Here is a 20,979-nt window from a genome sequence, read left to right as displayed (position 1 = left end):
GGTTCAGCCGCGGGTGGCCGTGGCGCGGTAGACCCGCGCGAGCGCCTCCGCCTGGACGGGCACGGTGTTGCCCGCCAGGTGTTCCTGCCATCCCAGGGTGTTCGACCTGGCGGCTTCCGGATCGCGCAGGCAGCCCAGTGCCGGTGCCAGGTCCTCGGCGCCGCCCATGCGCAGTGCCCCAGGCACGTCCCCGAAGCTCGGCACCGGGCGGACGAGGGTGGGCACACCGAGTGCGGTGGCCTCGGCCACCATGAGCGGAAATCCCTCCCATCGTGCGGAGTGCAGGTACAGGTCCGCTGCACGCAACTCGTCCAGGACGGCGGACCGCGGGAGCCAACCGGTCACCTCGACCCCCGCGTCGTCGAGGAGGCCGCGACCGGCCTGGTCGCCGTCGCCGAACCAGACCGCGCGGAGCCCGGGCAGTTCCTGGCGCAGTGCACGGACCGCAGCGGCGAAGAACTCGGGATCCTTCTGCGGCGAGATGCGCCCACCACCGGCCACGACAGGGACCTCGTTCCGCGGCCGCTCGGTGGGGCCGGCCATGGGCGGGGCGACGTTCGGGAGGAGGAGGCGGTCGGTGCGGCCGAGCGGCCACCGCGAGAGCGCCAGCTCCCGTGGCGAGCAGGCGGCGAAGACCGATGTGTTCGGCGCGAGCAGCGCCTCGGCGGTCCAGAACGCCGCCCGGACCGGCCAGGACACGTCGCGGCGCTCGAAGCCGTAGCAGTGCGGGGTGTAGACGATGCGGTGCCGGCCGCGCCGCAGGGCCAGGCGGGTGAAGGCGCCGCCGTGGCTGCTGTGCGCGTGCACCACGTCGGGGCGGAGCTGGGCCACGACAACCCGGATCCGGCGGATTTTGGCCGGCACCGCGCCGCCCATGCGGTAGGTACCGGCGAACGCGGCCTGCTCGGCCAGGTCGCCCTCGGCGTCCACCGCCGTGGTGGACAGCAGGAAGTGCTCCGCGGCGGGCAGGGACCGGGTGTACTGGGCGATCGCGGAGCCGACGCCACTGCTGTACTTCTCGACGACGTGCAGCACGCGCCGACCGGCGCCGCGCGCGGCGGGACCGGCCCCCCGGGTGATCGTCACGGACCGCATCATCCAACGGGACGCCCGGAGGAGGGACCCCACGGGGCACCGGCACCCCTCGACCGGGTGGCGTGACCCTCATCGCCGCCACGACCTGCACCTCCGCCGTCGTACGGTGGGATCGGACGACAGCAGCGGCACCAGCTGGCGGACCGCTCCGCGTGCGCGAGCACTACGGAACGTGACGGCGGCCCGTGTGTCGTGACAGAAGGAGCGGATCGGCCCTGCCGACACATCCGGCAGAGCAGCACCGTGCGAACCACGGGAGCGCTGCGGATGCGGTCCACGGGACCGGGGGGCAGGGCAGAAGAAGCAGGGCAGAAGAAGCAGGGCAGTCGGAGCAGAGGGGGCGCGCGGTGACCGGTGACGTAGTCACACCGGTGGCCGACGCCGTCGCACGGTCGATGCCCCCTCCGGCTGCCGGAGCGTCCTGGCGCCTCCGACTGCTGATCGGCGGGCTGCTGCTGGGCGGCTTCCTCCTTCTGCTCACGGCCATCCCCAGTGGCGCGCAAGCAGCCGCGCCTGCCGGCGACTCGCGTGGTGCGCCCGCCGCGGCTGCCGACCGGGCCCCCGCGACCGCGTCGCAGAGTCGCGGACCCGCCCCGGCGGCTTCCGGCCCGCCTTCCGACGCGCCGCCCCAGGGTTCCCGGGCCGACACGGCGCCGCAGGCTCCTCCGGCTGCGCCGCCCGCCGACGACCCGCCCCCGCCGGTCACGCAGCCCATCGACGTCCCGAGCACGCCCCATCCCGCGGGTCCTCCTGCCGGCGTCACACCTCCCGCGGACCCGTCCCCGCCGTCGGGCACACCCGCAGCGCCGGACCTGGCCGGCCAGCCGGGCGGCGCCGGCGGACCAGGCGGACCCGGCACGTCGGGCCCCAGGGGCACGCCGGAGCCCGGATCCCCACCCGGCACGGGCGCGCCGGTCGACGGGCTCCCCGGCAGCGGGACGAACGCGCCGACGGGCGCGACGCTCCCCGCCGAGCAGCCAGGGACGGCCACGGGGCCGGCCGCTCCCACCACGGCCGCGTCGGCCGAGTACTGCCCGGCCACGCCGGTTGACGTGACCGGCCCCGACACCCCGGCCATCACCCATTCCGGTGCCACGAAGCCGATCGTCCCCGTGGCCAGAGGGACCGAGGCCCCCGCGGCCACCGCGGCCCCCGAGCCGCCGGTCGCCGCCCCGGCCCACGTCACGGCGAGCGCGCCCGTCCCGGCGGTCGCCCCCACGACCGCCCAGCCGACGCCGCAGGTCCGGGCCCCCGAACCGCTGGCGCCCGTCGAAGCACCACCCCCGCCCCTGGCGCCGGCCCCGACGGTGCCGACCGGCGGGGGCAGCGCTGCGACCGCCGCCGGGCCCACCTCGTCCGGCTCCGGCGGGCACGGCGAAGGTCACGACCTGCAGTTCGCCGTCCTCAGCGAGGCGCTGAGCACCGCGGTGGCGCAGTCCCCGACGAGCTTCGCCTTGCACTGCGGCGCCCTGGTCCTCGACGGCACCTCCCAGCCGGGCAGCCGCCCCGACTGATCCGGCGGACCGAATCCACCGTGGCCGCCCCGTCGCCGCCACGTCCCGTCAGCACGCACGGGCACGGCTCCGCCGTCCCCACCGCCGGACCTGTTCCGTCCGGCTCCGCATCTCGCACCGAGCGCCCAGCGGCGCGCATGCCCAAGGACTGGTCACCATGCGGCAGCACACCCACCTCGATCGAGCGGCCCCCGACACGGGCAGGCCCGTCCTCGGCCCCGCCCCACGGCGCGATGCGCCGTCGGGCACTCCCGAGGGCGGCCCGGATCGCGCCGTCCCGCCCTCGCCCGACGCCGGTCGACGACCGCGGACGCTGGTCGCGCTCCCACCGCTCGAGGCCGTCCGCGCCCGAGCGGGCTGGCGTCGGTTGGCCCGACTCGGCCTGCGCACCTTCTGCCTCTCCCTGGACCTCGCCGCCCTCGCACTCGGCCTCGGCGCCGCAGCCGTGGCCAGCGCACAGCTCGGCCAGCCGGTCCCGGCGCGGTCGGGCCTCGTGTTCGCCGGCACCCTCCTCGTGCTGCTCCTCCTCGGTGGTCTCTACCGGTCCCGCCTGTCACCCTCGGTGCTCGACGACCTCCCGTCCCTGACCGCCCGCTCCCTCGTCGCGGCCGCGCTCGCCGTCGTCGTCCACATGTCGTGGTCGTCGGTGTCCGACCTCTCCTCGCCGGTGGAGTGGCGGTTCCTGTGGGGCGCCCTCGCCACCTGGGTCGCGCTCGTGGTGCTGCGCGGCATCGGCTACGCCGTCGTCCGGCGCCTGCGGGCGGGCGGACTGGTGGCATACCGGACGCTGGTGATCGGCGCCGGCCGGGTGGGGGTCCAGGTGGCCGACGTCCTGCGTGCGCACCCGGAGTACGGCCTGCGCCCGATCGGCTTCCTCGACGACGACCCGCCGGACCTCGACGGCCCCCGGGAGCTGCCGGTGCTGGGCGGCCCCGACGTGCTCCCGCGCATGCTTGAGCGGGGCGGGGTGAGCACGGTGGTGGTGGCCTTCTCCTCGATGAAGGAGTCGGAGATGGTCAGCCTGATCCGCACCTGCGACCGCTTCAGCTGCGAGCTCTTCGTCGTCCCCCGGCTGTTCGAGCTGCACCAGGTCGAGGCCTCGATGGACACCGCGTGGGGCTTCCCCCTCGTGCGGCTGCGCCGGGCCACGTACCGGACGCGCGCCTGGCGGGTGAAGCGGCTGGTGGACGTGCTGTTCTCGGGTCTGGCGGTCGTGGCGATCCTGCCGGTGCTGCTGGTCATCGCGCTCGCCGTCCGCCTGGACAGCGGCCCCGGCATCCTGTTCGGCCAGGAGCGGGTGGGCGTGGACGGGCACCGGTTCCGCGTGCTGAAGTTTCGCTCACTGCGGCCGGCCACCGCGGCGGAGTCGGCCACGACGTGGAACATCGGCGACGACCCCCGGCTCACCCGCGTGGGCAGGTTCCTGCGGGCGACGTCGCTGGACGAGCTGCCGCAGCTGTTCAACATCCTGCGCGGGGACATGAGCCTGGTGGGCCCGCGCCCGGAGCGGCCGCACTTCGTGAGCCAGTTCCGCAGCCTCTACCCGAGCTACGAGGCCCGTCACCGGGTGCCCTCGGGCCTCACCGGCTGGGCGCAGATCCACGGCCTGCGCGGCGACACGTCCATCCCCGACCGGGCCCGCTTCGACAACTACTACATCGAGAACTGGTCGCTCTGGCTGGACGTCAAGATCATCCTGCGCACGTTCAGCTCGGTGCTGCGCGGCGCCGGACGCTGAACGTCGGCAGAACATCAGGTATCCCCTGCCGCACCACCCATCGGCGATGGCACACTGCCGGGCATGCACACGCCCTCGGGGGTAGCTCCGGCCACGACAGCGGACCGCCAGCAGCGGCTCCGCTCCACCGCCGTCCGGCACGTGCACTGGTTCCGCTACAGCGGGGCCGACCCGTTCAGCGGGTCGAGCATGTACTCCTGCCGGTGCGGCGTGGTGCGCCCCAGCATCTGACCCCTGCCGGAGGTCAGCCGGGCCGGGCCTGCGGATCACCCCGCACGGCGGCCGGCGCCCGGCACACCCGTCGTCGGCGCGACGCCGACCGCCCCGCGCGGGCCACCGGGATGCCATCGTGGCGGGGGTTCCGGCTGGAGGGAGTGGCGCGTGGGCGACCCGGCGGAGGTGCGCGACGTCGCCGAGGCGACGGTGCCGGTGGCGAGCGAGGCCCAGACGGCCCAGCACCTGGCATCCCAGGGCCGGCGAGTGGTCCAGCACCGAGGGCGCTTCTGGTACCAGGTCCTTCCCGGTTACTACCGGCCCGTGCACCTCATGGCGCGGCTGTCCGCCCGGGAGGCGACCCGTCCGGCCCTCGCCTGCTGGGGCTTCCAGGCCCGGCTCGACGAGACGGACGCGCACCGCGCCGACGCGAGGATGCCGGTGCACCTGGTCACCGACCTCAGCAGCTTCGACGAGGAGCGGCTGCCCAAGGGGCGCCGGAACACCCTGCGGCGGGCCCGGCAACGTGCCCGGATGGTGCAGCTCACGGGGCCGGCGCTGCTGCGGGAGCAGGGTTACGACGTCGCGCTGTCGGCCCACGAGCGCACCGGCTACGGCAGGCTGCCGGGAAGCCGCGAGGAGTACATCGCCGGACTGGGCAGCTTCGACCGGCCGGGCGGCATCGTCCTGGCCGGGATCGTCGACGGACGGCTCGGTGGCTACCTCACCGGGTACGCCGTGGACGGCACCGCCTACGCGGCTGAGGGCGTCGTGGCGACGTGGGCCCTGCAGAGCAACATCAGCGCGGGGTTGTTCTACGAGTTCGTCCATGCCTGCCGGCGGACCGGGACGATCACCGAGATCGTCGACGGGCTGCACGCCCGGGAGAACCAGGGCCTGAGCCGCAGCAAGGAGCTCAACGGGATCCCCGTGGTGGAGGTCCCCTCCCGGTTGAGCCTGCTCCCCGGCGTCGCGGGCGTCCTCCGCCGTCGCGATCCGCACAAGTACTACCGGATGAGCGGCCGGGACTGACTGGTCCGGGCGCGGCCCGGTCGGCCGCCTCCGGGAGGCCGCAGGCCCCGGCGACGGTCAGCCGCGGAACGCGTCCCCGGTGGTCGGTCGGCCCGGCAGGACCTCGCGGACGTCGAGGGTCTCGGCGTCGGCGGTCCGCCGCAGCGCCCAATCGGCCGGGAGCACCAGCCGCGGGGCGACACCGACCAGCACGGCCACGAGGAACGCGACGCCGGCCAGCGCCTCGCCCGACTCCTCGAGGTAGGTGGCGGTCACCGCCCAGCTGCCGGGGGCGACGGTGCTGAGCGCGGAGAGCCCGACGGAGGCCACGGCGTAGCCGGTGAGGGCACCGAGCACGCGCCGCCGGTCACGGCGCTCGGTGCGGCTCAGGAAGAAGAGGGCGGCGACGACGACGGACGCCGCGGCGGCGCTGACCAGCACCGCACCCTGCGAGCCGACCGCCGAGCTGAGCGCGGTCATGCCGTCGACGTGCACGGTGCTGCCGGCCTTCACCAGAGCGATGCCCGCGGCCACGACGCCGACGGCCAGCCACCAGGTGCGGCGGGTGGTACCGGCACCGGCGACGGCGGTGAGGGCCGCGGCGCCGAAGAGGGCGGCCACGTAGAGGCGGGGCAGCGAGTAGGGGGCGTCCATGGACAGCGCCTGGGCCAGCGGCCCGGTGGTGCCGGAGAGCCGGAAGCCGTAGCCGACGGTCATGAGGCCGACGGCGAGGGCGGCGAGCGCGATGCCGATCGGGGGCAGCGGCACGGCCCGACGTCGGACGCGCGCGGCGGCGGGCTGCCGGGCGAGGTCCTCGGTGGTCAGCAGGCCCGTCGAGTCGGGGGTGCGGAGGTCAGCGGTGCGGATGCCCCGGCCGATGACGACCGCCACTGCGAAGGCGAGGACGAACCACACGACCAGTCCACCCACGACCCAGAGCCACCACACGGAGAAGTCATCGGCAGGTCCGGCCGGGAACATGACCGTTCTCCTCCGATGGTGTGCCCGGAGTTTTGGGCGGCACTGCGCGGTGGGCCGATCAGGACCGCCACTCACGACCGACCGTAGGCGATCCGCTCACCCATGGTGACAGCGTGCCGGAACCGGACCGCGCCGCGCGCGCTGCTGTTGCCCACCGGGCGCGTCGAGCGGAGGGTTCCCGATGCGACTCGGGGTGACGGAAGCATCGCGCCTTCGAAGGGGGGTGCCCGTGATCGGCGGCAGCGGTACGTGGTCGGCCGACCGCGCGCTGACCCCGGACGGGAACCGCCACCTCGCCGCCCCGGTGATCCGCACCGCCTTCGTGATCCTGCTGCTCGCCCTCGGGGCGGCCGTGCTCCTGATCGCGACGGCTCCGTCCGCGCGCGCGGACGGGAACGGGCCGTCGAACCGGTCGGCGTCGGCGTCCGCGCCGCCGCACACGGATCGCGGCGGACCGGACCAGGACGGACCCGGTGGCGGCCGGCCCCGGGCGACACCGGCGACCGAGCCGCCCCCCGCTGCTCAGGCGCCTGCGACCGCTGCCGACACCGGAGACCAGCCCCCGCCGGCGAGAGACGACCGGGCGGCATCCCCCGCTCCGAAGGCCGCTCCGCCCCCGACCGGTGACGACGACGACTCGGGGCCCACGCCGCAGCCTGCGCCGCAGCCTGCGCCGCAGCCTGCGCCGGAGCCCACGCCCGAGCCCGCGCCCGCGCCCGCGCCCGAGCCCGAGCCCGAGCCCGAGCCCACGACGGGCCCGGCCGCCGACGGCAACGCCGCGGGCCGGCCAACGGCGTCCTCCGGCGGTGCGCACGCAGCCCCTCGGGCTCCGGATGAGGGCGCCGAGCCGGCCGCACCCTCGGGCCACGTCCCGCCGGCGACGGCCGGATCGACGTCCACCGACCCCGGCACGGTCGAGGACATCCCGCCGGTCACCGGGACCGCGGGCGATCCGGCCGCTCCTGCCGCTCCTGCCGCTCCGGCCGCTCCGGCCGCTCCGGCCGCTCCGGCCGCTCCGGCCGCTCCGGCCGCTCCGGCCGTGGATCCCGCGACCGGCCTCCCGGCCGATCCGGCGACCGGCAGCGCGCCGGCGCCCGCCCCGGCACCCGCAGGGCTCACCGTCGCCGAACCCCTGGCGCCGGCCGCCGCCGTTCCGGCGCCGCCGGCCGGCACGCCGGCCGCCGCCGAGGTGCCGGCGGCCTCCGCGGTGGCGGCGGACGCCCCCCTCTCCTCGTCCACCGCGGCGCCGAAGGCGGCGAGGGCGGCGCAGGACTCGACGACCGACCGCCGGACGTCAGCCGGCACGGGTCCGGAGTGCCCCCAGCCCGTCACCGTGCGCCGTGTGCAGACCACCTCGTGGGACGGCAGGAGCGGTGGTCCGGTGGTGGCCGCGGCCACCACGAGCACCACGCCGGGCATCGTCGCGGAGTCCGTTCCGGCAGCCGCGCCCCCTCGTCCCGTGTCGCCACCGCCGGCCGAGCAGGCGCCGCCGGCGCCCCCCGCTGTGCCGCCGCCGGCCCCGGCGTCGACCTCGGCCGGCCTCGGCTGCCAGACGTCGGCGGGCGGCAGCACCGGCCACGGCGGGGGGAACGCCGCCGATCTCGCCGTCCTCAACCATTCGCTGACCGCAGCGTTGAGCTCGATCTCGGCTCGCATGTGCGCGCTCATCGACGACCACGCACTGGGCGGCGCCCACGCACCTGGCGCCCGCCCCGACTAGACCGCGGGAGCTCCCGGCTGGGCTGTGCCCGCCACTCCCTCCGCCGCCGGTCGTCCAGACGCCGGCTCCATCTCCCGGGACGTACTCCACGTCCGGGCCCGCTCCCCTTCGTGCACATCGCGTACTCCCGTGAGGACGTCCCCGATGAGGTCACTCCACCGGGCGCTCGGTCACGCGCCCGACGCCCGGCCCCGCACGGGGCCCCGTACCGCGACGACGGCCCCGCCTCGACCGCAGAGCCCCGCCTCGGCCCACCACCGGCTCTCCCCGCAGCCCGACGCCGCCCGATCCGGCAGCCCCCGCGCACTCCGCGACGGCCTGGGTCGGCGTCCGGCGCCGGCTCTGCGGGTCGCCGCCCACTGCTGCCTCGCCGTGGCCGCCGTCGCCGCGGTGACCCGCTCTCCCGCGGCCGTGCCCGTCCTCGCGGCCGGTCTCGTCCTGACCGTCGGCGCCTCGCTGGTCGACCACCCCCGGGCGGCCGACCGTGCGCTGGCCGCATTCGTCGCCGTGCTGCTGCTTCCGCTGCTGCTGCTGATCGGCGTGGCCGTCAGGCTCACCAGCCGTGGCCCGGCGCTCGTCCGCCACCCCCGCACGGACGCGGACGGCGGTCGAGTGGCGCCCCTGCGCTTCCGCACGTCGAGCACCACCGCGGGGCCCGCGCGGGAGGCGTCCCCGGACACCCCGGTCGGGCAGGTGCTGCGCCGGTTCTCCCTCGACGAACTGCCCCGACTGGTCGACGCGGCGATGGGTCGGACCCCGTTCCTCCGGGTCAGCCGCCGCTGAGTTCGGCAGCAGAGGGCCACTGCGCCGCGACGGTGGGCGTCCGGCACTCGCGAGTCGCGCCGAGGGCGCCTTCCGAACAGCCGGACCGAGGTGCGGATGAGCCGGCCCCGTCCCAGACTGGACCGCACGGAGCCGAGCGCACTCCCTCCTCGAAGCGAGCGACCAATGGACTGGTTGTCGACGGCAGCTCTCCTCTGGGTGGCGCTCGTCCTGCCGGTGGCGCTGGCGGCCGGCCGGTGGCTCCGCCGGTCCGACGAGCGCGAGGCGCACGTCGTGGACGCCCTGCCCGCCGCGGCCGTCGAGGTCGAGGTGGAGGTGGAGGCCCCCACCGCAGAACCCTCCAACGCACGCACCGTCCGGTCGCGGCTGCCGAAGGCCGTCGTGATGGCGGCCGCGCCCCGCACGTGCCCGCACGGGCGGCACTCCGGGCAGCGGGCTCCCGGTGCCGGCCCCGGTGGCCCGCAGTCGGCGGCGCCGCCCGCCGAGGCGTCGTCCCGGGGCCCGGCCCGGCCGACGCCGTCGACCCCGGTCGGCGCCCGGAACCGCACCCCGCTCTACCGGCACCCCTAGCGCCGCAGGGCAGCGCGCAGCCGCCTCAGCCGGGCTGCCGGCGGGGCAGCCGGATGGCGTGCACCAGCGCGGACGCCGCCAGGCCGAAGGCGGCGCCGAGCGCCCAGCCGACGAACACGTCGCTCACCCAGTGCGCGCCCAGGTAGACCATCGCCGCGCCGACCATCGCGGTGCCCGTGCCGAGCACGACGACGACCAGTCCTCCCACGGCGTCGGCCCGCCGGACCCCGTAGAGGATCAGCGGAACCGCCGCTTCCGCGGTGAGGGCCGCGATCGACGACGGCATCGCGAACCCGTCGGTCGGCACCGGCGCGAGTTCGGCCGGTGGTCAGGGCTGGCCGGTCGACGTGCGGGCGGGACGGCCGGCCGTCAGCGGACGCCGGCGAGGTACTCCTGCAGCGATTCGCGCCACGGGCGCGTGCGCCAGCCGGTGGCGGAGAGCTTGGCGAGGTCCAGCACGCTGTTGAGCGGCCGGGGCGCAATGCCCGTCCGGCCGGCGAAGTACTCCTCGGTGCTGACGCGGGTCACGTCGTCGGCCGAGCGGCCGCGGGCGGTGAAGACGGCGGCGGCGACGTCGGCCCAGCTGCCCGGCTCGCCGGCGCCGGTCAGGTTGTAGGTGCCGTACGGGGCGCCGGTCCCGACGAGGTGCCGGATGCCGGCGGCGAGGTCGCGGGCGTCGGTGAGCCGGCCGATCTGGTCGTCGACCACCGACGGGCTGATCCCCCGGTCGGCGAGACCCGCCATGGTGCGGACGAAGTTGCCGCCCTCCCCCACCAGCCAGGTGGTGCGCAGCAGCCAGTGCCGCTCGATGGCCGCCGCGCGGGCGTCGCCGTCGGCCTTGCTGCGGCCGTAGGCGCTCAGCGGCGAGGGCGGCAGGTCCTCCGGGATGGGCCCGGGGTGGCTGCCGTCGAAGACGTACTCGCTGGAGATGTGCACCAACGCGAACCCGTGCCTCTCGGCGGCCTCGGCCAGGAAGGCGACGGCGTCGACGTTGACGGCGCGGACGGCTGCGCGGTTGGCCGGGTCCTCCGCGGCGTCCACGGCGGTCCAGGCGGCGGCGTTCAGGACGACGTCGACGCCGGCCCAGTCGTGGTCGGCCACGGCGGCTGCATCGGTGACGTCGAGAGCGGCCCGGTCGAGGGCGACGGCGTCGGGGAACTCGCGGCGGAGTGCCCGACCGAGCTGGCCACCCGCACCGACGATGGCTGCCTTCACTGTCCCGCGGCCGCGTACGTGGCCTCGACCTGCTGCTTCTGCGGGCGCCACCACGCCTCGTTGGCCCGGTACCAGTCGATGGTCGCGGCGAGCCCGTCGCGGAAGTCGGTGTACTTCGGCGTCCAGCCGAGCTCGGTGCGCAGCTTGGTGGCGTCGATCGCGTAGCGCAGGTCGTGCCCGGCGCGGTCGGTGACGCAGTCGAACGCGTCGGCCGGCTGCCCGGTGAGCTCGAGGATCAGGCCGAGCACCTCGCGGTTGTTCTTCTCGCCGTCGGCGCCGATCAGGTAGGTCTCCCCGGAGCGGCCGCGGTCGAGGATCGCGTGCACGGCGGAGTTGTGGTCGTCGACGTGGATCCAGTCGCGCACGTTCTCACCCGCGCCGTAGAGCTTGGGGCGCAGCCCGGACAGCACGTTGGTGACCTGGCGCGGGATGAACTTCTCCACGTGCTGGTACGGCCCGTAGTTGTTCGAGCAGTTGGAGATGGTGGCGTGGATGCCGAAGGAGCGCACCCACGCCCGCACCAGCAGGTCGGAGCCCGCCTTCGTCGAGGAGTAGGGGCTGGACGGGTTGTACGGCGTCTCGGGGGTGAACTTTGCCGGGTCGTCGAGCTCGAGGTCGCCGTAGACCTCGTCGGTGGAGATGTGGTGGTAGCGGACGCCGTGCCTGCGCACGGCCTCCAAGAGCGCGAACGTGCCGACGATGTTCGTCTGCAGGAACGGCGAGGGGTCCCGCAGCGAGTTGTCGTTGTGGCTCTCGGCGGCGAAGTGGACGACGACGTCGCAGCGGCTCACCAGCCGGTCGACCAGCTCGGCGTCGGCGACCGACCCGTGCACGAACTCGATGTCGTCGCGGACCGGGGCCAGCGAGACCTCGTTGCCGGCGTAGGTCAGGGCGTCGAGGACGACGACGTCGAACTCGGGGTGCTCGCGCAGCGTCTGGTGCACGAAGTTGGCGCCGATGAAGCCCGCGCCCCCGGTGACGAGCATGCGCATCGTCTGCTGACTCCTATGCCGTCGAATCCGTCGCCGCACCAGCGCCACGTTCAGCACTCGCCGGGCCATCCTGCTGGTGGGACACGTTAGTCGGCCTGCAGCCGCCGCACGGGCGCCCCGCGCGCCCCTCCTCCCGCCGGGTGAGGACCGCAGGGGACACCGCGCGCCGTCACGAATTGCAGCCGTCCGAACCCGTGTCCTCCGGCGCACCGCCCCGGCTACTGTCGCGCCGTCCCGGCTACCGGCGAGCGATGAGGCTGCTGCGATGGACCCGAGAGCACACGTCATGACCGCCGTCCGACGTGGCCGTGGTGCCACCAGCGCCCCACCTCTCCAGGTGGTCGCGACGGCCGCCGCGTTCGTCCTGCAGTGGGCCAACGGCGCGGAGGGCCGCCGCCGCACGCGGCAGGTGCTGGGCCGGTTCGAGCGATCGGGGTGGCGGGTGACCCACGGGGTGGCGCTGCCCGGGGGTGCGACGGTCGACCACCTGGCCGTCGGGCCGTGTGGCGTGTACGTGCTGGACAGCAGGGCCTGGCCGGGAGCCGTGACCGTGGACCACAAGGGCGCCACCATCACGCCGAGCGGTGCGCCCTGGGCAGCCTGGACCGCACGCGGGCACCACCGGTCCCTGCCTGCGGCCGCGGGCGTCGTCGCCCGGGGCCTGGCCGCGGCGACGGGGACCCGCCCACGGGCGGCGCGGGCCGTGGTGGTGGTCTGGTCCCCGTTCCCGGACGGGATCGCGGAGAGCGGCGGGGTCACCTACATCGCAGGGGAGCGCCTCGCGGCATGGCTGTCCGAGCAACCGCGCCGGCTGGACCACGACCAGGTGGCCGCCCTGACCGGTGCCGGCCTGCGGGCATTCGTGCCCGATCAGCGGGCGGTCGGCACCGCCGACCACGCGTCGCTCAGGAGCTGAGGACCGCTCGGTGGACGCACGCGCCGTCCGTCGGCACGAAGTCTCAGGCGCCGGTCGACGGGTCGTCGGGCGGATCGGCCTCGGGCGGGCGCTCGCGGTGCATCGCCTCGTGGATCGCGCCATCGACCAGCCAGGCGAGCGGCACCGCGACGGCAGCCCAAACGATCAGGGCCCATCCCCACCACGGCACGCAGACAGCTCACCGCATACTGACCAGTAGTGCTCAATCGAATGCGCAGAGTCACTGGATCAGGGTGTCGGCGCACGCGCGCCTGTGGACAGAATGGCAGGGCCTTGTCGCCTGCCGACCCCGCCGTCGGAGCCGCAGCAACGGACCGGCCCAGCCGCGGGATCAACCCCCGGCGGACCGGGGGACGGCACTCCCCTGGTCGAGAGGACGGCGTGCACCGCAGTCGTCGCACATCGCGTACAGCCGGATCTCCGGTGACCACCGCGGATCGACGCGAGCCCAGCCCGTTCTCCTGGCCCGGGTCTCCACCATCGTGGATCGGCGCCCGCACAAGGGGCACGGGTCGGCCGGGACGTCCAGACGGCGCAGGTAGCGGTCCGCGGGCATGGCTGCATCTTCCTCCGGCGGGCTTCCGGCCCGACAGCCCTCCAGCCCGGGAAGGCACGTGTCGTCGGCCACCGGACGCCCGCACGGCACGCCCCACCGGTCCCGGGAGCATGCATGAACCCCACCCGCACCGGGCATGGGCCGTGATCACAGAACCTCCTGTCGGGTTTCGGCAAACCACGCCGAGACTCGAGCCGAGGGGCCGACGAGCTCCTCCCGTAGGAAGGACACATGAGCGCAGTGGTGGTCGTCGGAGCGGTGTGGATGGTCCTTGCCGTCGGGCTCGCCCTCGTGCTCGCCCGGGGGATCCGGCTCGCCGACGAGGACTAGGCGGCCACGTCGGCCGAGCGCAACTTCGCCGTCGACGGCGATCCGCTCGCCGCGCCGCTGCCTGCCGCTCCTGCCTTCGCTGCAGCGGGCGGCTCACTGCTGCTCGCCCGCACGTCCCGAACCTTCGACCGCGACTGACCCTTCCCTCTCGTTCCGCTCGGTCTCACCCGAGGTGAGCAGGCCGGTCGGATCGCGGTCCGTCGCGCCGTACCCTCGGTCGGCAGCAGGTCGGACGGGGGATACGGATGAGCAGCGACGAGCCAGGGCCCACGCACGCGGACCCGTCACCGACCCCGAGCGGCCGGTCCACCGTCGCGCCTGACGCCGCCGGGCAGCACGCCGGGCGCGGCCCGCTGGACGGGTTCTCGCAGGAGGAGCAGGAGACGCCGGCACCGCGGCGCCGCCGGCTCCGCCGGGTGCTGATCAGCCTGGGCGTCCTCGCCGCCATCCTGCTGCTGATCATCGGTGGCGGCTTCTGGTACCTGACCGAGCGCTACGCGGGCAACATCGACCGCGTCAGCGACGTGTTCGCCGACATCGACGAGGACAGCCGCCCCGCACCCGCCACCCCGGAACAGGCCGCGGGCGAGGACCCGGTCACCTTCCTGCTGGTCGGGTCGGACACCCGCGCGGAGTTGGAACCGGGCGAACTGCCGGACGGCCGCTCCGACGCGATCATGCTGGCCCGCTTCTCCGCCGACCGCCAGCACGCCCAGGTCATCTCCATCCCGCGCGACAGCTGGGTGAACATCCCCGGCCGGGGCATGAACAAGATCAACGCTGCCTACGCCTTCGGTGGGCCGACGCTGCTCATCCAGACGGTCGAGGAGCTCACCGGGGTCCGCATCGACCACTACGCGGCGATCGACTTCGACGGGCTGATCCAGGTCACCGACGACCTGGGCGGCGTGGACGTGGTGGTCGCCGAGACGACGAGCTGGGGGCCGTACACCTTCGAGGCCGGGACGAACCACCTGAACGGCGAGCAGGCCCGCTGGTACCTCGGGCAGCGCTACGGCCTGCAGGGCGGCGACTTCGACCGGGTGCGCCGGCAGCAGCAGTACCTGCAAGCGATGTTCGGAAAGCTCTTCAGCTCCGACACCTTCACCGACCCGCCGCGGCTGGATTCCGCGCTGCTCGCCGTGACCAGCGCCGTGACGCTGGACGACACGCTCGGCAACACCGAACTGGTGGGCCTCGCCTACTCGCTGCGCAACCTGACCCCGGACAGCATCGAGTTCTTCACCGCTCCCGTGCTCGGCACCGGGATGGAGGGGCCGGCCAGCGTCGTCTACCTGGACCGGACGGCCGGCGAGCGCATGTGGCAGTACCTGCGCAACGACTCACTCGGCCAGAACGCCGACGAGTTCGCCGCCGACGCCCTGCCCGAGGTGCCCCGCTAGATTCGCGCCTCAGCCGGCCCGGCGCCCCAGGGCGCGGTAGCTCCAGCCCGCCGCGGTCCATGCCTCGCGGTCGAGGGCGTTGCGCCCGTCGAGCACCCGCTTCTGCTTCACGAGCTCGCCGAAGGTCACCGGGTCCAGCTCCCGGTACTGCTTCCACTCGGTGAGCACCAGGACGGCGTCCGCGCGGTCAGCCGCCTGCTCCGCGGTGTCGACCACATCGAGCTGCGGCCAGTTGCGCCGGATGTTGTCGCCCGCCGCCGGGTCGGTGACCTGGACGACGGCGCCCTGCAGCTGCAGCTGGGCGGCGACGTTGAGCGCCGGGGAGTCGCGGATGTCGTCGCTGTCGGGCTTGAAGGCGGCGCCGAGCACGGCGACCCGCTTGCCGAGCAGCGAGCCGTCGCAGACCTCGCGTGCGAGCTCCACCATGCGGATGCGGCGCCGCATGTTGATGTTGTCCACCTCGCGCAGGAACGTGAGTGCCTGGTCGGCGCCCAGCTCACCGGCACGGGCCATGAAGGCGCGGATGTCCTTGGGCAGACACCCGCCACCGAACCCGAGCCCGGCGTTGAGGAACTTGCGGCCGATCCGGTCGTCGTAGCCGATGGCGTCCGCCAGGAGCTTCACGTCCGCGCCGGTGGCCTCGCACAGCTCCGCCATCGCGTTGATGAAGGAGATCTTGGTGGCGAGGAAGGAGTTGGCCGCCGTCTTCACCATCTCGGCGGTGGCGTAGTCGCTCTCCACCTTGGGCGTGCCCCGCTCGACGATCGACGCGTAGACCTCGTCCAGCAGGCGTCGGGCGGTGTCGGCGTCCGGACCAGGCGGCAGGCCGTAGACCAGGCGGTCCGGGTGCAGCGTGTCCTGGACGGCGAAGCCCTCGCGGAGGAACTCGGGGTTCCACGCCAGGAGGGCACCGGGAACCTTCGAGGAGACCAGCTCGGCCAGGGCCGCCGCGGTGCCGACCGGCACGGTGGACTTACCGACGACGAGCTCGCCGGCCGACAGGACACCGAGGAGCGACTCGACCGCGCCCTGGACGTAGCGCATGTCGGCGGCGTACTCACCGCGCTTCTGCGGGGTGCCGACGCAGACGAAGTGGACCGCAGCGCCGGCCGCATCGGCGAAGTCGGTGGAGAAGCGCAGCCGCCCCGTCGCCAGGGTCCGCGCCAGCAGCTCCTCGAAGCCCGGCTCGAAGAACGGCGCCTCGGCCTGGGACAGCAGGTCGATCTTGGGCTGGTCGACGTCGATGCCGACGACGTCGTGGCCGAGCTCCGCCATCGAGGCCGCGTGCACGGCCCCGAGGTAACCGCAGCCGATGACCGAGATCTTCACGTCCTGCTCCTGTTCGAGAGAAGACAGCAGGTCGGCACTCTCGACCGCCCCCGCTGATCACTCCGGACGGTAGAGCGTCGGCACCCTCGGATGCCACCCCGGTCCGGCCTGAGCAACCCGATCGGGAGGCATTCGGACCAGAGCAGACACGCAGGCAGATCTACACCGACGAGGAGTCGAGTTCGCGCAGCTCTGCGAGTCGGCCGAGCAGCGGGAGGAGGGCCCCGGCGATCAGCTCCCCGACCTCCTCGTGCACCTCCGCCGGTCTGCCGATGGGATCCCGGACGTCGTCCTCAGCGCCGGCCTCTCGCCGGGACCGGGCTGCCGCGAGTGCGGCGACCAGGCTCCCGGCGCTCTCTCGGAAGCCTCCGCCGGCACGGCCCGCCTCCGGAGGCACCAGCTCGAGCAGGGCTGCCGCCTCGCGGAGGGTGAACGTTCGACTCAGCCCGCGAGGAGCCATCTCCAGCACATCCCGACGATGGGCGCGGGTCATCGTCAAGGTCAGGTCGGCGTGCGCCGGCTGCTGCTCCGTGAGCTGCTGAGCCCGGAAAGCGCCGGCATCCGCGCCGAAGCCGGCCAGCACGAGCGCACTGAGCGGATGCATCTCTGATGCCACGACGGCTTGCGTCCCGGCACTGATCAGCTGGATGTCTGCCGCCAAGTCGCCGAGGCGCTCGTCGAGATAGGCGCGGCCGAGCCGTTCGGCCAGGGCTGAGCGGCAGATGTTCCCGGTGCAGACCAGCAGGACGGTGACGGCCGGCGGCGTACCACCGGAATTGCTCACTGGCACATTGTGCGGTCAGTACGCCCCTGAGCCGCGGAGAACTGCCCCGACGGTCTTCCAGAGGATCATGAAGTCGAACATGAGGGACCAGTTCTCCACATAACGGACGTCGATCCGCACCGAGTCGTCCCAGGAGAGATCGGACCGCCCACTGACCTGCCACAGGCCGGTGAGCCCAGGCTTCACCAGGAATCGCCGGTGCATGTCGAAGCCGTACCGCTCGACCTCGGTGGGCAGTGGCGGACGGGGGCCGACCAGCGACATGTCGCCGCGAAGCACGTTGAACAGCTGCGGCAGTTCGTCGAGTGAGTAGCGCCGCAGGGCCTTGCCGACCCGGGTGACGCGGGGGTCGTCCTTCTTCTTGAACAGGACGCCGTTGCCGTCGCTGTCGTCGGCCAGCTCATCGACCATGCGGTCCGCGCCGGTGACCATGCTGCGGAACTTCAGCATGGAGAAGGTCTGGCCGTCCCGCCCCACCCGCTCCTGCCGGAAGAAGACCGGCCCCTGACTGGTGACCTTCACGGCCAGGGCGATGCCCATCAGCACCGGCAGCAGGAAGAAGATGCCCAGACTCGCGGCGGCCTTGTCGAACAGGTCCTTGGTGATGCGGCGGATGCCGGTCAACTCCGGCCGTTCCATGTGCATCAGCGGGAGCCCGCAGACGGGGCGGATCCGGACGCGGGTGCCGACGATCTCGGTGATCGCGGGAGCCAGGAGAAGCTCCGCACGCGTCTTCTCGAGGTCCCAGCCGAGGCGGCGGAGCGCCGGACCATCGAGCTCCGGGCATGGCAGGACGGCGACGGTGTCGACCTCGTAGCGACTCACCACGTCGGCGACCTCGTCGAGGCCCCCGAGCACGGGGAGCCCGTTGAATGCGTCCGCGTGCGGGCTGAACTGGTCCGTCGGCAGGCAGCAGCCGATGACGCGGTACCCGTGGAAGGCCTCGCGGTCCAGCTGCTCGTCCAGCGCGGCCACGGCGTTGCGGTGGCCGACCAGGATGGTGGTCTGCAGGTGCTCGCCCCGACCGCGCGCCCGGTGCAGGAGCTGCCGCTGGGTGTAGCGGTGGAGCAGCGTGAGCGACGCGGCCAGCGGAACGGCGACGATGACGAAGCCGCGCGCGACGTCGAGCTTGAAGGCCCACGAGACGGTGCCGAGCGTGGCCAGCAGCATCATGGCCGCGAAGAAGACCCGGCGGAATTCCTCGGCGCCCACCCAGAGGAAGCGTTCCTCGTAGCTGCGGGCGATCAGCATGGCGCCGACCCAGATCACAGGGAGCAGGACCGCGGCCCAGAGGGAGGCGTGCGCCGTGCCGCCGCTGTCCGAGCCAAAGCGGACGAGATAGCCGGCCATGCCTGCCGCAGCCGCACACGCGACATCCCCGATGACGATGCGGCGCACATAGTCGCCGCGCCATGCACGTCGCGCCTCCGTGCCCTCGCCACGGAAACGGGAGGTGTAGGAGTACCAGCCCCGCGAGACCGACCGTTCGTCATGGGTCTGCAGACCGTCGCGAGCGTCGATCATCGACAACTGGGCACCCCCGTGCACCGAACCGTGAGCCATACGCCCCGGATGAGTTCCGCCTGCCACCAGGGAACTTCAGCGTTCAACCGGCATCCGGACCGTACAGGCTCGCTGACTTCAGCGGGAGGGGTCAGGCCGTCCCCGTGCCGCATCACACACGGGCACGGGTGCTCACTGCAGGCGTGGGCTTACGCGCATGTCAGATTCACGCCCGGCGTTTGCCGCCCTTGGTCCCGCCTTCCGGCTCCGAGCCGTAGCCATAGCCATAGCCATAGCCATAGGCGCTGGCCAGCTCTGCACGCGCCGGCACGATGTTGAGGATGACCCCCAACGTCTTGGCGCCAACCCGTTCCAGCGATACGGCTGCCTGCTGCAACTGCTCCTTGCGGGTGCTGCCGTAGCGGACGGAGAGCAGGACCCCGTCCATGTACACCGCGAGACCGGTGGAGTCGGCAACCGGCAGAAGCGGCGGTGCATCGACGAGAACGAAGTCGTTCCCACTCCGGAGCTTCTCCAGGAAGGCATGCATGTTGCTGGAAGCCAGGAGCTCGCCCGGATTGGGCGGGGTCGGCCCGGAGGCGATGACCGACAACCCGGAGGGGCCGTACCGCTGGACGACGTCCTCTACCTCCGCCGTGCCGGCAAGGACGTTGGTGAGGCCAACCCCGCCGACGATGCCCAGGTAGCGGGTGACCTTCGGCTTCCGAAGGTCGGCCTCCACGATGGTCACCGTCCGGCCCGCGTCGGCCAGCGCCAGCCCCAGGTTGACCACGGCCGTGGTCTTGCCCTCGGAGGGAAGCGCACTGGTCACCATGATGACCTTGGGCGGCTGGTCCACGTTGAGGAACTGGAGGTTGGTGCGCAGCTGCCGGTAGTCCTCGGCCGTCCGGGTGGTGCTGTTCCGGTCAACGACGTGCCGCTTCTCCAGGGCGTCGTCTCGCAACACGGTGCCGATGACCGGCACCCCGGTCAGCTGGACGACCTCGTCCGGGTCCTTGACCGTGCGGTCCATGCGGACGCGGAGAATGGCGAGCCCCGCGCCGACGAGCAGCCCGACCAGCAGGCCGAGAGCGACGTTGCGAGTCGTCTGCGGGGAACTGGGCGCACTCGCCACTTCGGCCCCGTCGGTGACGGTGACCTTGACAGGTGAGACGTCCGCTCCGTCCGGCGTCTCGAGTTCCGCCGCAAACTCGGTGAACTCCGCACCCACTGCGTCGGCGATGCGCTGCGTCCGCTCGGGCGACTCGTCCGTGACGGTCACGTCGATGAGCACCGTGTTTGACATCGCGGTCGCGGTGATCCGTGCGCTTAGCTCGCCGGGCGAGACTTCCAGGCCCAGGCGGTCGATGACCCGCTGGGCAAGTTCCTCCCCGGTGATCAGTCGCGCGTAGGAGGTGACGCGCTGCTGGGAAAACTGGCTGCCTTGGAAGGCTTCCGAGGTCGAGGCCGTGTCCCTGGTCGAGACGAAGAGCTGCGTGGAGGACGTGTACAGCGGCGCTTGGAGAAGGCTGACGATGAGCGCCGCCGCGCCGCCGACCACGAGCCCGATCAGGGGCAACCACCAGCCGGCGCGCAGGGCAGCCAGGACTTCTCTCAGTTCCACGACGTCCCCGTTTCCGTCGAAGCTCGCGCAGAGGCCCGACTCCGATGCCCTCGACTCCGCGAGACCTTAGAGCAGCAATTCACCTTGGCGGCCACAGCGGAACTCGTCCGTGCCCCGATGGGGTCATGAGAATCGAGGGCGCAGCACAGCGCCCTCCGGTGCGCCGAAGATCATCGCGTCCGGTACCTGGCCGTTGACGACGGTTCCGGGGGTCACCAACGCAGACACCCCGATCCGGCTGCCGCCGAGCACGATGCATCGCGCAGTCACCCAGGCACCGTCCTCGATGACCACCGGCTTGGTGATGAGGGCCATGTCCCGCCGGTGCGCGTGCGATCCCGTCGTGACGAAGGTGCCTTGCGAGATGACTGTGTCCGAGCCGATGTACACGTGGTCCTGGTTGTGCAGCCAAACGCCCTCACCGATCCAGCTGCGAGCCCCGATGGTCAGCTTCCATGGGAAGCGCACCCGGAGGCGGGGGCGGAGGATGACTCCCTCGCCAACGCGCGCGCCGAAGGCGACCAGGACGGCGCGGCGCAACCGGGAGCTCACCTGCCAGGAGCTGCTGACGAACAGCAGTTCCGCCAGCCCCCACGCGTAGACCTTCCAGGCCGGAGCGTCCCAGCTCTCCCCCGCTCCGGGAGCGGCTGAAAGGTCGATCACGGTGGGTTGTGACACCGG

Annotated in this window: 20 protein-coding genes; 9 read left to right on the top strand and 11 right to left on the bottom strand. The window is 73.4% G+C overall.

The window, feature by feature from the left end; genetic code table 11:
* Positions 1-3: 3 nt before the first annotated feature.
* Positions 4-1,086 (bottom strand): glycosyltransferase, encoded by a 1,083-nt coding sequence (locus GCU60_RS00630; protein ID WP_163201704.1) that lies wholly within the window; start codon positions 1,084-1,086, stop codon positions 4-6.
* Between the two features lie 1,061 nt (positions 1,087-2,147).
* Here GCU60_RS00630 and GCU60_RS00625 point away from each other — a divergent pair.
* The 4 genes from GCU60_RS00625 (at position 2,148) to GCU60_RS00610 (ending at position 5,592) form a co-directional block, all read left to right on the top strand.
* Entirely contained in the window at positions 2,148-2,609 is a 462-nt protein-coding gene (locus GCU60_RS00625; RefSeq protein WP_163201703.1) for a hypothetical protein, read from the top strand.
* Between the two features lie 367 nt (positions 2,610-2,976).
* Positions 2,977-4,347 (top strand): sugar transferase, encoded by a 1,371-nt coding sequence (locus GCU60_RS00620; protein ID WP_163201702.1) that lies wholly within the window; start codon positions 2,977-2,979, stop codon positions 4,345-4,347.
* Positions 4,348-4,410: 63 nt separating this feature from the next.
* Complete coding sequence (locus GCU60_RS00615) at positions 4,411-4,578, top strand: hypothetical protein (protein ID WP_163201599.1); 168 nt, start codon at positions 4,411-4,413, stop codon at positions 4,576-4,578.
* A 150-nt stretch (positions 4,579-4,728) separates the two neighbouring features.
* Positions 4,729-5,592 carry a hypothetical protein gene (locus GCU60_RS00610; protein WP_163201701.1) on the top strand — a complete coding sequence of 288 codons (864 nt, stop codon included), beginning with the start codon at positions 4,729-4,731 and terminating at the stop codon, positions 5,590-5,592.
* Between the two features lie 57 nt (positions 5,593-5,649).
* Here GCU60_RS00610 and GCU60_RS00605 read toward each other — a convergent pair whose 3' ends face one another.
* Positions 5,650-6,552: a hypothetical protein gene (locus GCU60_RS00605; protein ID WP_163201700.1), complete on the bottom strand. Its 903-nt coding sequence runs from the start codon at positions 6,550-6,552 to the stop codon at positions 5,650-5,652.
* A gap of 1,039 nt (positions 6,553-7,591) precedes the next feature.
* Here GCU60_RS00605 and GCU60_RS00600 point away from each other — a divergent pair.
* From GCU60_RS00600 to GCU60_RS00590, 3 genes are all read left to right on the top strand, one after another.
* Entirely contained in the window at positions 7,592-8,272 is a 681-nt protein-coding gene (locus GCU60_RS00600) for a hypothetical protein (protein ID WP_163201699.1), read from the top strand.
* 144 nt (positions 8,273-8,416) lie between these two features.
* The gene (locus tag GCU60_RS00595; RefSeq protein ID WP_163201698.1) at positions 8,417-9,055 is read left to right on the top strand and encodes a sugar transferase; all 639 of its coding nucleotides are present in this window, start codon (positions 8,417-8,419) and stop codon (positions 9,053-9,055) included.
* A 165-nt stretch (positions 9,056-9,220) separates the two neighbouring features.
* Positions 9,221-9,625, top strand: a complete 405-nt coding sequence (locus tag GCU60_RS00590; protein ID WP_163201697.1) for a hypothetical protein — start codon at positions 9,221-9,223, stop codon at positions 9,623-9,625.
* 25 nt (positions 9,626-9,650) lie between these two features.
* On the opposite strand, the gene GCU60_RS00585 is transcribed toward GCU60_RS00590, so the two are convergent.
* The 3 genes from GCU60_RS00585 to rfbB all read right to left on the bottom strand — a co-directional run bounded on the left by GCU60_RS00585 (position 9,651) and on the right by rfbB (position 11,832).
* Positions 9,651-9,932, bottom strand: coding sequence for a phosphatase PAP2 family protein (locus GCU60_RS00585; RefSeq protein WP_163201696.1), 282 nt, complete (start codon positions 9,930-9,932; stop codon positions 9,651-9,653).
* Between the two features lie 62 nt (positions 9,933-9,994).
* Complete coding sequence (locus tag GCU60_RS00580) at positions 9,995-10,840, bottom strand: sugar nucleotide-binding protein (RefSeq protein WP_163201695.1); 846 nt, start codon at positions 10,838-10,840, stop codon at positions 9,995-9,997.
* Positions 10,837-11,832 (bottom strand): dTDP-glucose 4,6-dehydratase, encoded by a 996-nt coding sequence (gene rfbB / locus GCU60_RS00575; RefSeq protein ID WP_163201694.1) that lies wholly within the window; start codon positions 11,830-11,832, stop codon positions 10,837-10,839. Before rfbB ends, GCU60_RS00580 begins: the two co-directional genes overlap by 4 nt.
* A gap of 286 nt (positions 11,833-12,118) precedes the next feature.
* Between rfbB and GCU60_RS00570 the strand changes: the two genes are divergently transcribed.
* Complete coding sequence (locus GCU60_RS00570; protein WP_163201693.1) at positions 12,119-12,748, top strand: nuclease-related domain-containing protein; 630 nt, start codon at positions 12,119-12,121, stop codon at positions 12,746-12,748.
* 43 nt (positions 12,749-12,791) lie between these two features.
* On the opposite strand, the gene GCU60_RS00565 is transcribed toward GCU60_RS00570, so the two are convergent.
* On the bottom strand, positions 12,792-12,938 hold the full coding sequence (locus tag GCU60_RS00565) for a hypothetical protein (protein WP_163201692.1): 147 nt from the start codon (positions 12,936-12,938) through the stop codon (positions 12,792-12,794).
* A 962-nt stretch (positions 12,939-13,900) separates the two neighbouring features.
* On the opposite strand from GCU60_RS00565, the gene GCU60_RS00560 reads away from it, so the two are divergent.
* Complete coding sequence (locus GCU60_RS00560) at positions 13,901-15,058, top strand: LCP family protein (protein ID WP_204261152.1); 1,158 nt, start codon at positions 13,901-13,903, stop codon at positions 15,056-15,058.
* Between the two features lie 9 nt (positions 15,059-15,067).
* On the opposite strand, the gene GCU60_RS00555 is transcribed toward GCU60_RS00560, so the two are convergent.
* The 5 genes from GCU60_RS00555 to GCU60_RS00535 all read right to left on the bottom strand — a co-directional run bounded on the left by GCU60_RS00555 (position 15,068) and on the right by GCU60_RS00535 (position 20,976).
* Entirely contained in the window at positions 15,068-16,387 is a 1,320-nt protein-coding gene (locus GCU60_RS00555; protein ID WP_163201691.1) for a nucleotide sugar dehydrogenase, read from the bottom strand.
* A gap of 160 nt (positions 16,388-16,547) precedes the next feature.
* Complete coding sequence (locus GCU60_RS00550; protein ID WP_163201690.1) at positions 16,548-17,171, bottom strand: low molecular weight phosphatase family protein; 624 nt, start codon at positions 17,169-17,171, stop codon at positions 16,548-16,550.
* A gap of 15 nt (positions 17,172-17,186) precedes the next feature.
* Complete coding sequence (locus tag GCU60_RS00545) at positions 17,187-18,695, bottom strand: sugar transferase (protein WP_163201689.1); 1,509 nt, start codon at positions 18,693-18,695, stop codon at positions 17,187-17,189.
* A gap of 205 nt (positions 18,696-18,900) precedes the next feature.
* Positions 18,901-20,298: a polysaccharide biosynthesis tyrosine autokinase gene (locus GCU60_RS00540; protein WP_163201688.1), complete on the bottom strand. Its 1,398-nt coding sequence runs from the start codon at positions 20,296-20,298 to the stop codon at positions 18,901-18,903.
* A gap of 123 nt (positions 20,299-20,421) precedes the next feature.
* Positions 20,422-20,976, bottom strand: a complete 555-nt coding sequence (locus GCU60_RS00535) for an acetyltransferase (protein WP_163201687.1) — start codon at positions 20,974-20,976, stop codon at positions 20,422-20,424.
* Positions 20,977-20,979: the final 3 nt, after the last annotated feature.

The organism is Blastococcus saxobsidens, assembly GCF_010682065.1.
GTDB classification, from domain to species: Bacteria; Actinomycetota; Actinomycetes; order Mycobacteriales; family Geodermatophilaceae; genus Blastococcus; species Blastococcus saxobsidens_B.
This window is presented reverse-complemented; position numbering and strand designations above follow the sequence as displayed.